This is a genomic window from Sphingobacterium sp. UBA5670, from assembly GCF_002420705.1.
Taxonomy (GTDB): domain Bacteria; phylum Bacteroidota; class Bacteroidia; order Sphingobacteriales; family Sphingobacteriaceae; genus Sphingobacterium.
Genome location: NZ_DIIM01000005.1, coordinates 625,617 through 637,656 on the forward strand (window position 1 = coordinate 625,617; position 12,040 = coordinate 637,656).

Here is a 12,040-nt window from a genome sequence, read left to right on the forward strand (position 1 = left end):
TCCCAAATTATATTAATGAAAATGACCAACACGAAGGCCAAACGTATAGGTACGGGGGCGCGTTGGACCATAGATATAGTCTGAGTCACGTAGCGCTCCCTTGTCAAAATCCTTCTGGAAAGCATTGAACATGTTTTGTACACCACCAAAGATTTCAACGCTGAAATCCTTATGTATTGGGAAGGTATAACCCAAACGGAGATTTAATTCCACAAAGTCCCTGGCATTTTTGAGCGTCATCACATCCTGTTGAATATGTGGAACAATCATTTTTCCCGTGTACACGCCTGTCAGATCGATCGCAAATTGTTTGGTAACCTTTAGATTGCTATTCATATAGCCATAAATATTGGGTGTACGGACATATTTTTTGGTCAGGATATCCTGTCCATCTTCTTTCCCCTCATAGATAAGTTGATCTTTCTTATAACGTGAGCGCTGGATTGTTCCGCCCGTTTGAAACGAAAACCAGGAAGACGGTGCGATATTGATTTCGATATTGGAGCCATATACCCGGGCACCTTCACCATTTTGCATTTCCTGGATGATCAATCCATCTTTTTCGGATGCCATCACGTTGACAAATTGATTGTTGAGATCCGTGTAAAATCCCTCCACGAGCAAACTTGTCTGTACATTTCCAAAATTTTTGTTGTAACTAAATGAACCTGTATACGCATTGGAGTATTCTGTTTTTAGATTTTCACCGATCAATACAAATACTTGGTTTCCGCCAATGGAAGTGACATGCATGTCCTCATTAAATGCCTGTGGTGCGCGGAAGCCGCGAGCATAGCCCCCTCTAAATTGAAGATCTTTTGTGATATCGTATAAGATGGTCAACCGTGGGCTAAAAGTACCAAAGCGCTGATCTGAGTTTCGATCTATACCTGCGAGACTATATTTGCCGTCGACATAGGTATAATCATATCGTGCTCCGATTAACGTTTTAAAATTGCTTAAAGGCTTCCATTCGTATTGGGCATAACTACCTAGTCCTTTGTTCTGCTGATCAATGGTTCGTTTATACCCCGGTATTTCATCCTGGGTATCGTTGTATGAAAACTCCACTCCGGCAGTAAATACATCTCTGTCAAAGTTGTAAGTATATTGTCCCCCGGTGACTAGCGCGATATCATTTGTTTTGCCATAAGCATTTGCAGCTAATGTGCTGTCGGCAAGTGTTGTTCCGCCCCCAAGACCGCCATAATAGCTATCGCGAACAGTTTTCTGTACAGAGCCATAAAGCGATATTTTTTGCTTATAATCTGTGGAATAATGATCGTACGTGATTCCGCCAACAAGTGAACTGGTCTCCAATTGTTCTGTGATTTGCGTCAGGTGCGGCACCTTGTCGAGTTGATCGCCACCGCGACGGAACTCATTCACGGTGCTGAAATCAACAGTTATCTTATCAAGATCACTCGGTTTGTAAAATAGCTTTGTGCCGAAAGTGGTGTTACGGAGTTTGGTTATTTCCGAAAAACCATCACCATTGGCATCATAAGCTTCCCGATTACGGTGCATACCGTAGAATGTGGCTCCTCTTTTGAGGTCTTCCGATACTGTGGAAGTATTAAAATCAACTGTGTTATCCCAGCTTTTGCCACCAATGAGTGAGTTGGTGGATTTGACTTGCCAGTCGTTTTCGACAGGATCTTTTGTAATAATATTGATTGTTCCAGCAATCGCATTGGCGCCAAAGAGTGCCGAACCGCCACTGCGCACCACCTCGATACGATCGATCATACTCGTTGGAATTTGATCCAATCCATATACGCTATTTAGTGCGGAAAATACCGCCCTACTGTTGATCAGTATTTGTGAATAGGGGCCTTCGAGACCATTAAGTCGAACTTGTGAAAAACCACAATTTTGGCAATTGTTTTCTACACGTACACCCGGTTGATAATTCAACGTTTCCGACATGGCGACAGATTGTGTCGCATTAAATAATTTTGGACCTATGACATTAACAACCACGGGCGCGTCCTTGCGCTTTACGCCATAGCGTGTAGCCGAAACAACAACCTCATCCAAATTGAGGTTGTCTTCTTCCAGTTGAATTTGTAAAGGCGCCTTCAACGTATCTAAAGAGATGACTCTGCTGATAGAGCGGTAACCTACTGCGGATATATTTAAAGTTACTTTTTGCGTTGTTATTGCCGCCAACTTAAAGTGCCCATCGGTATCAGATGTAGTTGCGAGCTTGCTATTTTTTAAAGTTAGGTTACCAGAAGGAATCGCCTCAAGATTTTTATTGAATAAGTAGCCTTCAAGTTTTGACTGGGCATATATAGTGGATGTACTAGCCAGTAATGTAGCCAATAAAGTGTATTGCTTTAGCATCGTAATTTTATAAAAATTTTAAAAATACAAGCCTCATATAGATTTGTTTATTCCTCGTGATGACAGGGTTCAAGGTATCGGACGCTGATAGGAAACAAGAAAATAACTTGTCTCGCTGCAAGGTTGTTTATTCCAATGGCTTCAATGAAACCATGATAAAGGAGTCCAACGAAGGCTGTCGCCTTGGGATTAAAGACAATTCTCGAAAAAGAGGCCAATAAGAAATTCATCAAAGATGGTGTACCGATAACTGTATTTCATACAATAGAAATAGAATAAGGTTACCCGGCGCATGCAGTATGTCCTGCTTATTTGCGTTGAGTTCTGTTATTCCAGCATACAGGTTCTCGAAATCTCTAATTTTAGTTTTATGCTAAGCTGGGGGGACCACGTAAGTGGTGATAGTCAATGGTTGAGGTAATCGCTTCCGGACAAAAGGAATTATAGCGCGTCTGTTTTACTTCGCGTGGAACTGGAAGTTCAAGGACGGTAAATTCGGTCTGTACGTAGGTATTGTGATAGATGACATTCAGGTATTCGATTTGGTCATCTGTTTCTTGTGGCTTCTCTTTTTTTGTAAAATCATAGGGGTGAGTGTGCATGACAATTTCACCAGTTGATTTTACTTCTTTGTGCATAAAAACAACACCCGAAATAATAATCAGCGACATTAATACCAATTGGCAAAATGCGATGAACTGACGTGGGTTTTTTGTTGTTTTTCTGTACATAAAAAATGTTACTTTTTAGGGTAACGCTTCAAAAATACGATTTTATTTTTAAGTATATCCATTGCGCTACACAAAATAAGCAATATCAATTGATAAGGGGTAGAGTATATGTTAAGATGAGGATAAGCGCTTGTTAAGGCAGACTTTGACGGACTTTAATGGGCTTCGGCGGACTTTGATGGACTTATTTTTAGTAGTACCGTTTAAATAATAGGAAGTAAGATGTCGGAATGAAAGAAAAATAAGTTGACAATAAGATAGCTAATTTTTGTCCGATTGTCAACTATAATTTCATGTTATTTAATCAGATGATTGTTGTCGTCTGGAAATACAACCGAAGGTTTGAACTGTTTGGCTTCCTCAAAGTCCATGTTTGCGTAGGAAATGATGATGACGATATCGCCCACTTGGACCAAGCGGGCAGCGGCGCCATTCAAGCAAATAATACCTGAACCACGTTGACCTGGGATGACGTATGTTTCAAGACGGGCTCCATTATTGTTGTTTACGATTTGAACTTTCTCGTTAGCGATGATATTTGCGGCATCCATCAAATCTTCATCTATTGTGATACTACCCACATAATTCAATTCCGCTTGTGTGACTTTAACGCGGTGAATCTTGGATTTCATTACTTCTATAACCATGGCGCAAAGGTAGGGCTTTCTACTGAATTTGAAAGATTTGTCGATTAATTTGACAAATTATTAAGAATCATATTATCAATCAAACGGACTCCTTCGACCCAGGCTGTGACAAGTGCGACATGTTGCTTGCTGAAATCGATGTGATTGACTTCTTTTAAAGAAGAACTTTCACATATTGCAAAGTATTCAACGTTAAGTCCATCGGTGTCTGTTAAAATTTTCAGCGCCTCCTTTTTTATTTCTGCTAGCGGGATAGGGTCATGTATATGATCTTTTACGTATTGTAGCGAACGGGAGAGTGCCAGAGCTGTTCTTTTTCCAGCTTCGCTTAAGCGCATGTTTCTAGAGCTCAGTGCCAGGCCATCTTGATCTCTAATAATAGGACATATTGCCAATTGAATCGGGAGATCTTTCATTGCTATCATGCGTTTGATGACCATGACCTGCTGAAAATCTTTTTGCCCGAAACAAGCAATGTCCGGTTGTACCAATGTAAATAATTTATAGACCACCTGGGTGACACCTTGGAAATGCCCGGGGCGTTTTTCACCTTCCCAAATTTGGTCCAGCTCACCAAGATCGAGATGCCAGACCTCATTTTTATCGGGGTACATCTCATCAACGCTTGGTAAGAATAGGATGTCACAATCGACGGATTCCAGTAAGCTGATGTCGTTTTCGATGGGCCGTGGATATTTTTCGAGATCTTTCGGATCGTTAAATTGCGTGGGGTTAACAAAAATGCTGCAAACACGAATATCACTGATTGGTTTTGCATAATTTAATAAGGATAAATGTCCTTCATGTAAAGCGCCCATCGTAGGGATTAGGGCGATTTTTTGACCTGTTGATCGGGCTTCTTGCAGGTATGCTTGGAGAGATGCTTTCGTTTTGAAAATTTCCACTTTGCTATTTAGTTTTTTGTTGGCAAAGGTGCATATTATTTTGGGAATATAAAACGATGATTAATAGTAAATTGCATAGTAAGTATTTTTTTCGTACCTTTGTAGACCGATTTTACTGTTCGAAAATAATAAATAAAAATAACTGGAGATGGCAAAAACGAAGATATTGTTTATTACTCACGAGATGTCGCCTTTCCTCGAATTAACTAAAATTTCTGAAATTACACGTCAACTTCCGCAAGCGATGCAAGAAAAGGGTTTTGAGATCCGTATCTTAATGCCGCGTTTTGGGAATATCAATGAGCGTCGAAATAGATTACATGAGGTTATTCGTCTTTCAGGCTTGAACATTGTTGTGGATAATAATGATAATCCGCTAATTATTAAAGTTGCTTCATTACCTGCGGCCCGTATGCAGGTGTATTTCTTGGATAATGAAGACTACTTTCAGCGTAAAAAAGTTTTTAGTGATGAGCATGGTGAATTCTTTGCAGACAATAATGAGCGTTCGGTGTTCTTCTGTAAAGGAGCGTTGGAAACTGTGAAGAAATTAGGATGGTCCCCTGATGTAGTGCACTGTCATGGATGGTTCTCTGCTTTGGTACCTGCTTACGTGAAGACAACGTATAAAGACGACCCAACATTCAAGGATGCAAAAGTGATGTACTCTTTGTTCAATGAAGAGTTTAAAGGTACATTAGGTACGAAGTATGCTGAAATGGCGCCAGAGGGCTCTTTTAAAGCTGCGGATGCGCAGGTGTACGGTGATGGTAGTTATGAGGCGATCTATAAAGGTGCTTTGCATTTTACCGATATGGTGGTTGTCGCTGACGAAAATGTCAACACGGAAATAGTTGATTTTGCTCGATCCAAAGATATTCAGGTTTTTGAGCCTAATGGCGATCAGGACTACGATGCTTTTGGAGAAGTATATGATCAGTTTGCGCCCGAAGAAGTAGAAGCTTAAGCTTTCTCTTTCGAAGCGTTTCGAAAAACAAATAGACAATAATATAAAAAAAGGCTATTCTCAAGGATAGTCTTTTTTTATGCGTTTTTTTCGTTTGGGCGAATTGTTAACGCAATGATTTTGGTTACGGTGGCAGCTAGAAACCTTTTGCAGCGGTAAAATATAGCTGCGAATTGCTATCTTCGCAGTAATCTGTCATTGTCTTTATATGTTCATACCAGGGGATCTCAGCGAAGATGAACCAGGTTTGATCTGTACCTATGCTAGCTTATCAAATAGCATACATTGACCGTATTTTATTGTATATAAATCGCGTGCTTGGGCATGTTTCTAGGATATGAACAAACACCATAGCTATAATTCGTGTAATGAAAATTAAGGTAGGATTTGGATTTGATGTCCATCAGATGAAAGAAGGTCATCCATTTATTGTCGGCGGAGTGCAATTGGAGCATCATGCTGGGGCTTTTGGGCATTCTGATGCCGATGTATTGGTCCATGCGATATGTGATGCCATTTTAGGCGCCGCCAATTTAGAAGATATTGGCTACCACTTCCCGAATACAGATATGCGCTGGAAAGGTATTAGCAGTTTATTGTTGTTAAAAGAATGTATGGCGCTGATTGCTGCGAAGGGGTACGCGCTTGGCAATATTGATGCGATGCTGTGTCTGGAAGCACCGAAGATAAAACCCTATATCCCACAAATGAAAGTTAAACTGGCTGAAGCAACGGGTTTGGATATCGACGACATCTCTATCAAAGCAACAACCAATGAAACAATGGGATTTATCGGTCGTCAGGAAGGGGTGGTTGCCTATGCGGTTTGCTTGATTGAACGCGCGTAGTTCGCCTCAATATTTTCACGTTTAAATTCTTGCATTTGGCCCAATTAGTAATACCTTTGCCAAAGCAGGGATTCTTGGCACACTATCTGTTAGAGTGAGCATTAATGTCTTAATTGAAGTCTGTAAAGATCAAAATAATACAGGATCAAAGTTTACAAAAACACAATTGTGGATGGAAACATGGGCTATGTAGTACGATCTTTTAAATGAATAATATTTACGTCTGAAATTTAGTAAATAGATGAAACGAGTATCAAAAAAAAATCAACTTACTGAAGCTGATATTAAGCGGTATACGTTCAATTTTTGGAAAATTATCGTCGGGATCGTCGCGGTAGGTTTCTTGTTTATATTGAGTATACGTCTTGGGTTATTTGGAAAATTACCATCCTTCAGTGATTTGGAAAATCCAAAAAGCAATTTAGCTTCTGAAGTTATTACGGAGGATCATAAAGTATTGGGGACCTATTATGTTCAAAATCGTTCCAATGTAAAGTATAGTGAGTTGTCTCCTTATTTGGTCAAAGCCTTGGTATCGACCGAGGATAAACGTTTCTACGATCACTCTGGGATCGATTATTCCCGTACATTTACAGTTATTTTTCACACTTTGACAGGTAACAAACAAGGGGGGAGTACAATTACACAACAGTTGGCACTTAATCTATTTTCAGATGGACGGCAAAAGAATTTTTTGAAACGTGTTATCCAAAAATTTCAGGAATGGATTACAGCGGTTCGCTTGGAAAGAAATTATACCAAAGATGAGATTATTACCATGTATTTTAACACGGTGGACTTTGGTGCCTACAATACCTACGGAATCAAATCTGCATCACGGACTTATTTCAATACGACTCCGGATAAACTGACAGCCGATCAAGCGGCTCTTTTGGTGGGTATGTTGAAAGGCCCGGGGGCATATTCTCCAGTGCGGTATCCCGAAAAATCACGTACTCGTCGTAATACGGTGTTGAACAATATGGTCGCCGCTAATTTTATTTCGGCTGAGGAGGCGACAAAAGCGAAAGAAAAACCACTTGGTTTAGAACTTAAGATCGCAAATTACGGTGAAGGTTTGGCGCCATATTTTAGAGCGGTATTAAAGGATGAAATCAAAAAAGAATTTGCAAAATTGTCCATCACCAAACCAGATGGTACTCCTTATGATCTTGACCGCGATGGATTGAAGATCTATACAACGATCAATATGTCGATGCAGCAGTATGCAGAAGATTCGCAAAGAGAGTGGATGAAGCAATTGCAATCTAAATTTGCTGCGCAATGGAAAAATAGAGATCCTTTTAAAGGAGATAAAGCGAAGTTGCTCATTAGTGGAATGAAGCGCTCTGACCGTTACCGTATTTTGAAAGAAGAAGGTTTGAATGAAGATGAGATCAAAAAAGCTTTCAATGTAAAGGTTCCGATGAACATTTTTACATGGAAAGGAAGCGTAGATACGATGATGACGCCAATGGATTCCATTAAGTACAATAAACTCATGTTGCGCAATGCAATGATGTCTATGGAACCGAAGACCGGACATATCAAAGCTTGGGTAGGAGGTATTGACTTTGACCACTTCAAATATGATCAGGTGAAAATGGGTACGCGTCAAGTCGGATCAACGGCGAAACCATTTACGTACGCAGTGGCGATTGACAATGGTTATTCACCATGTTACAGTATTCCGAATTACCAACAAACCTATAATGGATGGACACCAAGAGGAAATGCACAAGGTGGAAACCCCATTACTTTAGCGAAAGCATTGGCCTATTCGCAAAACTATGCGACGGCCTATTTGGTGCACGAAGTGGGCGCTGCGGAAGTAGCTGCATTGACAAAACGGATGGGTATAACAAGTGATGTGCCTAATTATCCTTCGATCTCATTAGGGGCTTATGAAGCATCTGTTTTTGATATGGTGGGAGCCTATTCGGCCTTTGTGAATCAAGGAACTTGGATTGAGCCAACAGCGATCTTACGGATTGAAGATAAAAATGGTACACCGATCTATGATAAAGCACCAAAGGTCGTAAAAGCGCTAAACAGTGAATCTGCTTATATTATTGTTGATATGTTGAAGAAGGTAGTCTCACAAGGTACGGCGAGACGTATTCAATGGATGTATAAGCTCACAAATCCAATTGGTGGTAAAACAGGTACAACCAATGATAACTCAGATGCCTGGTTTATCGGTATTACACCAGAACTGGTTACAGGGGTTTGGACTGGTGCAGAAGATCGCGGCATCAGTTTTGACAGGATGGAGTACGGGCAGGGGGCAGCGGCAGCTATGCCTGTATTCGCTTACTACATGCAGAAAGTGTATAAAGATTCAAATTTGAAGTATACCAAGGGTGATTTTGAGCAACCTCAGGGTGGGCTTACCCGTGTCATTGACTGTAATCAGTATTGGGGCGGTGGAGGCTCCGATGTCGAAGATGGGTCTACGGATTCAAGCGGTAAAGATGCGACTAAATTAAAAGATGATCGCTTAGGTTTCTAAGTTATTTTAACGAATACCATTGGGCCAGATAATAAATTTTTTCGAGATTTGTTGTCTGGCCTTTTTGCTGGAAATGTTTGATATAGGAACGTAATGGACGTATTTGATTATAGAGAAGAATTAAAAAAGATACCACATCGACCGGGAGTCTATCAGTATTTTGATAAAAATAGCGAGCTGATTTATATCGGTAAAGCGAAGGATCTGCGTAATCGGGTCGGTTCGTATTTCGTTAATGAAAATCAGCTGAATGGCAAAACCCGTGTTTTGGTTCGGAAGATCAATCGTATATCTTTTACTATAGTTGATACAGAGATTGATGCTTGGTTGCTTGAGAATTCATTAATCAAGAAACACAAACCCAAATATAATGTTCTGTTAAAGGACGATAAAACCTATCCATGGATTGTCATCAAGAATGAACCTTTTCCGCGGGTTTTTTGGACCAGACAATATATCAAGGATGGTTCCCGCTATTATGGTCCCTATCCTTCGGTGGGGATGATGCATATTGTATTGGATCTGATCCGTGAATTGTTTCCCCTCCGTACCTGCAATTTGGCTCTCACACAGGAAAATATACGGAAAGGGAAGTTTAAGATCTGTCTTGAATATCAAATTGGAAATTGTAAGGGGCCCTGTGAAGGGTATCAGTCCGAAGAAGACTACGATCAGAACCTAAGTGATATCAAAGATATTCTGAACGGAAAAATAGCTGTGGTGACCAATCGTTTAAAGGAGAGCATTGGTACCGCAGCAGCAGCTTTGGATTTTGAAAGAGCGCAGTTAATGAAGGCGAAGTTGGATAAGCTGGACAATTACCAGAGCAAGTCTACAGTTGTAAACTCATCCATTACAAATGTGGATGTGTTTAGCATTGCTTCAGATGACGGTTACGCTTTTGTTAATTACCTGAAGGTCATGAACGGTGTTATTATTCAAACACAAACTCTCGAAATGAAAAGGCGTTTGGATGAGAGTGAACAGGAGCTTCTGTCCTTGGCGATACCAGAGATCCGGGAGCGATTCAAAAGCCTTTCACGAGAAATTATCGTGCCTTTTGAATTGGATATTGAAGAGAACGAACGGATTCGATTTACGATTCCAAAGTTGGGCGAAAAGAAAAAATTGCTGGAGCTTTCCCAAAAGAATGTGGCATTTTTCAGAAAAGAGAGGTTGTTGCAATATGAAAAGCTTAATCCCGATATCCGGACCGAGCGCATCTTAAAGCAAATGCAGAAAGATCTTCGCATGAATGTGCTCCCACAGCATATTGAATGTTTCGATAACTCGAATATTCAGGGAAATTATCCCGTATCGGCTATTGTTGTATTTAAGGACGCAAAACCTTCGAAGAAAGATTACCGCCACTTTAATGTGAAAACAGTGGAAGGACCCAACGATTTTGCCACGATGGAGGAAGCTGTTTTTAGACGCTATAGACGATTATTGGATGAAGATCAGCCTTTGCCACAATTGATCATTATTGACGGTGGAAAAGGGCAATTGGGTGCGGCTCTGAAGAGTCTTCGCTTATTGGGTATCGAGCGGAAGGTAACTGTCATCGGTATTGCTAAAAGACTGGAGGAGCTTTTCTATCCAGGGGATCAATATCCGCTTTACTTAGATAAAAAATCTGAAACCTTAAAGGTTATTCAACATCTTCGGGATGAGGCCCATCGCTTCGGAATCACTTTCCACCGTAATCAAAGAAGTAGGAAAACCTTCGTTTCAGAGCTGGAAAATGTTCCGGGCATAGGTAAAACAACTGTTGAGAAAGTATTAACTGAATTTAAATCGGTGAAAAGAGTGAAAGAAGCCTCAGATGAAGAGCTAAAAAAAGTGCTTAATCTGAAACAGATTAAAGCACTTCGTGAATATTTTGCAAAGTAAAAATTTAAATGAAGAGAGGTTCGTGCAGCAGGGGTCGATACAAAAAGATCCCCGTACGAACTTTTCAATGCAAATTAATCGTCATAACCGAAACGTTTAAGGTAGTTCTTTTTACTTCTCCAGTCGGGGATTACCTTCACGAAAAGTTCGAGAAATACCTTCCCATCGATAAACTCTTCAATATCCTGACGCGCATAGGTGCCGACTTTTTTGATCATCGCTCCTGCTTTTCCAATGATAATATTTTTTTGAGAATCGCGCTCAACAATAATTTCGGCAGCAATACGTGTAATATTTGCTTCTTCTTTGTAAGATGTAACGATTACTTCTGTACTGTAGGGGATCTCTTTATCGTATAGTTTGAATACTTTTTCACGAATCATTTCAGAGACGAAGAAGCGCATGGATTTATCCGTTAATTCATCTTTTTCATAATAAGCTTCGTGAATTGGCAGTTTGTCCTTAATGTATTGCATCACAGCGGCGACATTATGATTTAATTTTGCTGAAATGGCAAAAATAGTATCAGGATTTAATTTTTCCTGCCAGAATTCAATCTTCGCTTTAACCTCTTCTTCCGAAGATTTATCAATTTTGTTGATGAGCACAGCAACAGGGGAATTTGTTTTACGCAATTTCTCCAGGACATCGTTCTCATCGTATTTTTCGTGGATATCTGTCACAAATAAAATAATGTCTGCATCGATCAACGATCCTTGGACAAAATTCATCATTGATTCTTGCAAAGAATAGTTTGGTTTGATAACACCAGGGGTGTCCGAAAACACAATTTGATGGTCTTCATCGTTTACAATACCGATAATGCGGTGTCTTGTCGTTTGCGCTTTGGGTGTAATGATAGACATTTTTTCACCCACTAAAGCGTTCATTAGGGTGGACTTACCAGCATTTGGCTTTCCGATGATACTTACGAATCCTGCTTTATGTGACATTTTTCTAAATTTTATTAGGATTACAAAGAAACAAAATATATCTTTGTACTCCAATTCGGAAGGATCATAATCTTGTTTTTTCAAAAGAAAAAAGCAATTTTGTTCAAAAATATATTGCGGGGTGGAGCAGTTGGTAGCTCGTCGGGCTCATAACCCGAAGGTCACTAGTTCGAGTCTGGTCCCCGCTACTAAAGGAAGAGCCGGTTGCAATGATCGGTTCTTTTTAAGAAATTTA

General features: G+C 40.1%; 9 protein-coding genes and 1 tRNA gene. 5 read left to right on the plus strand and 5 right to left on the minus strand.

From position 1 onward, the window contains the following. Window positions 1-12 precede the first annotated feature (12 nt). The 4 genes from B3C94_RS07840 to panC all read right to left on the minus strand — a co-directional run bounded on the left by B3C94_RS07840 (window position 13) and on the right by panC (window position 4,632). The gene (locus B3C94_RS07840) at window positions 13-2,349 is read right to left on the minus strand and encodes a TonB-dependent receptor (RefSeq protein ID WP_293901558.1); all 2,337 of its coding nucleotides are present in this window, start codon (window positions 2,347-2,349) and stop codon (window positions 13-15) included. Between the two features lie 368 nt (window positions 2,350-2,717). Further along, window positions 2,718-3,080: a hypothetical protein gene (locus B3C94_RS07845; protein WP_293901561.1), complete on the minus strand. Its 363-nt coding sequence runs from the start codon at window positions 3,078-3,080 to the stop codon at window positions 2,718-2,720. 296 nt (window positions 3,081-3,376) lie between these two features. Continuing rightward, a complete protein-coding gene (gene panD / locus B3C94_RS07850) occupies window positions 3,377-3,727 on the minus strand; it encodes an aspartate 1-decarboxylase (protein WP_070570112.1) in 351 nt (116 codons plus the stop codon). A gap of 44 nt (window positions 3,728-3,771) precedes the next feature. Further along, the gene (panC, locus tag B3C94_RS07855) at window positions 3,772-4,632 is read right to left on the minus strand and encodes a pantoate--beta-alanine ligase (RefSeq protein WP_293901566.1); all 861 of its coding nucleotides are present in this window, start codon (window positions 4,630-4,632) and stop codon (window positions 3,772-3,774) included. A 148-nt stretch (window positions 4,633-4,780) separates the two neighbouring features. On the opposite strand from panC, the gene B3C94_RS07860 reads away from it, so the two are divergent. The 4 genes from B3C94_RS07860 to uvrC all read left to right on the plus strand — a co-directional run bounded on the left by B3C94_RS07860 (window position 4,781) and on the right by uvrC (window position 10,852). Then, entirely contained in the window at window positions 4,781-5,599 is an 819-nt protein-coding gene (locus B3C94_RS07860; protein WP_070570107.1) for a glycogen/starch synthase, read from the plus strand. 368 nt (window positions 5,600-5,967) lie between these two features. Then, window positions 5,968-6,447, plus strand: a complete 480-nt coding sequence (gene ispF, locus B3C94_RS07865; protein WP_293901570.1) for a 2-C-methyl-D-erythritol 2,4-cyclodiphosphate synthase — start codon at window positions 5,968-5,970, stop codon at window positions 6,445-6,447. A gap of 241 nt (window positions 6,448-6,688) precedes the next feature. Continuing rightward, window positions 6,689-8,959 carry a transglycosylase domain-containing protein gene (locus B3C94_RS07870; RefSeq protein WP_293901573.1) on the plus strand — a complete coding sequence of 757 codons (2,271 nt, stop codon included), beginning with the start codon at window positions 6,689-6,691 and terminating at the stop codon, window positions 8,957-8,959. A 93-nt stretch (window positions 8,960-9,052) separates the two neighbouring features. Continuing rightward, window positions 9,053-10,852 carry an excinuclease ABC subunit UvrC gene (gene uvrC / locus B3C94_RS07875; RefSeq protein WP_293901576.1) on the plus strand — a complete coding sequence of 600 codons (1,800 nt, stop codon included), beginning with the start codon at window positions 9,053-9,055 and terminating at the stop codon, window positions 10,850-10,852. A 74-nt stretch (window positions 10,853-10,926) separates the two neighbouring features. Here uvrC and era read toward each other — a convergent pair whose 3' ends face one another. Further along, entirely contained in the window at window positions 10,927-11,805 is an 879-nt protein-coding gene (gene era / locus B3C94_RS07880) for a GTPase Era (RefSeq protein WP_293901579.1), read from the minus strand. Between the two features lie 115 nt (window positions 11,806-11,920). On the opposite strand from era, the gene B3C94_RS07885 reads away from it, so the two are divergent. Continuing rightward, a tRNA-Met gene (locus B3C94_RS07885) sits at window positions 11,921-11,993 on the plus strand. Window positions 11,994-12,040: the final 47 nt, after the last annotated feature.

What these genes read in the sequence shown, in the direction of transcription:
- B3C94_RS07845 (WP_293901561.1), bottom strand. Translation starts at nt 3,080, where the DNA reads ATGTACAGAAAAACAACAAAAAACCCACGTCAGTTCATCGCATTTTGC.
- B3C94_RS07870 (WP_293901573.1), top strand. Translation starts at nt 6,689, where the DNA reads ATGAAACGAGTATCAAAAAAAAATCAACTTACTGAAGCTGATATTAAG.
- B3C94_RS07840 (WP_293901558.1), bottom strand. Translation starts at nt 2,349, where the DNA reads ATGCTAAAGCAATACACTTTATTGGCTACATTACTGGCTAGTACATCC.
- panD (WP_070570112.1), bottom strand. Translation starts at nt 3,727, where the DNA reads ATGGTTATAGAAGTAATGAAATCCAAGATTCACCGCGTTAAAGTCACA.
- B3C94_RS07860 (WP_070570107.1), top strand. Translation starts at nt 4,781, where the DNA reads ATGGCAAAAACGAAGATATTGTTTATTACTCACGAGATGTCGCCTTTC.
- era (WP_293901579.1), bottom strand. Translation starts at nt 11,805, where the DNA reads ATGTCACATAAAGCAGGATTCGTAAGTATCATCGGAAAGCCAAATGCT.
- ispF (WP_293901570.1), top strand. Translation starts at nt 5,968, where the DNA reads ATGAAAATTAAGGTAGGATTTGGATTTGATGTCCATCAGATGAAAGAA.
- uvrC (WP_293901576.1), top strand. Translation starts at nt 9,053, where the DNA reads ATGGACGTATTTGATTATAGAGAAGAATTAAAAAAGATACCACATCGA.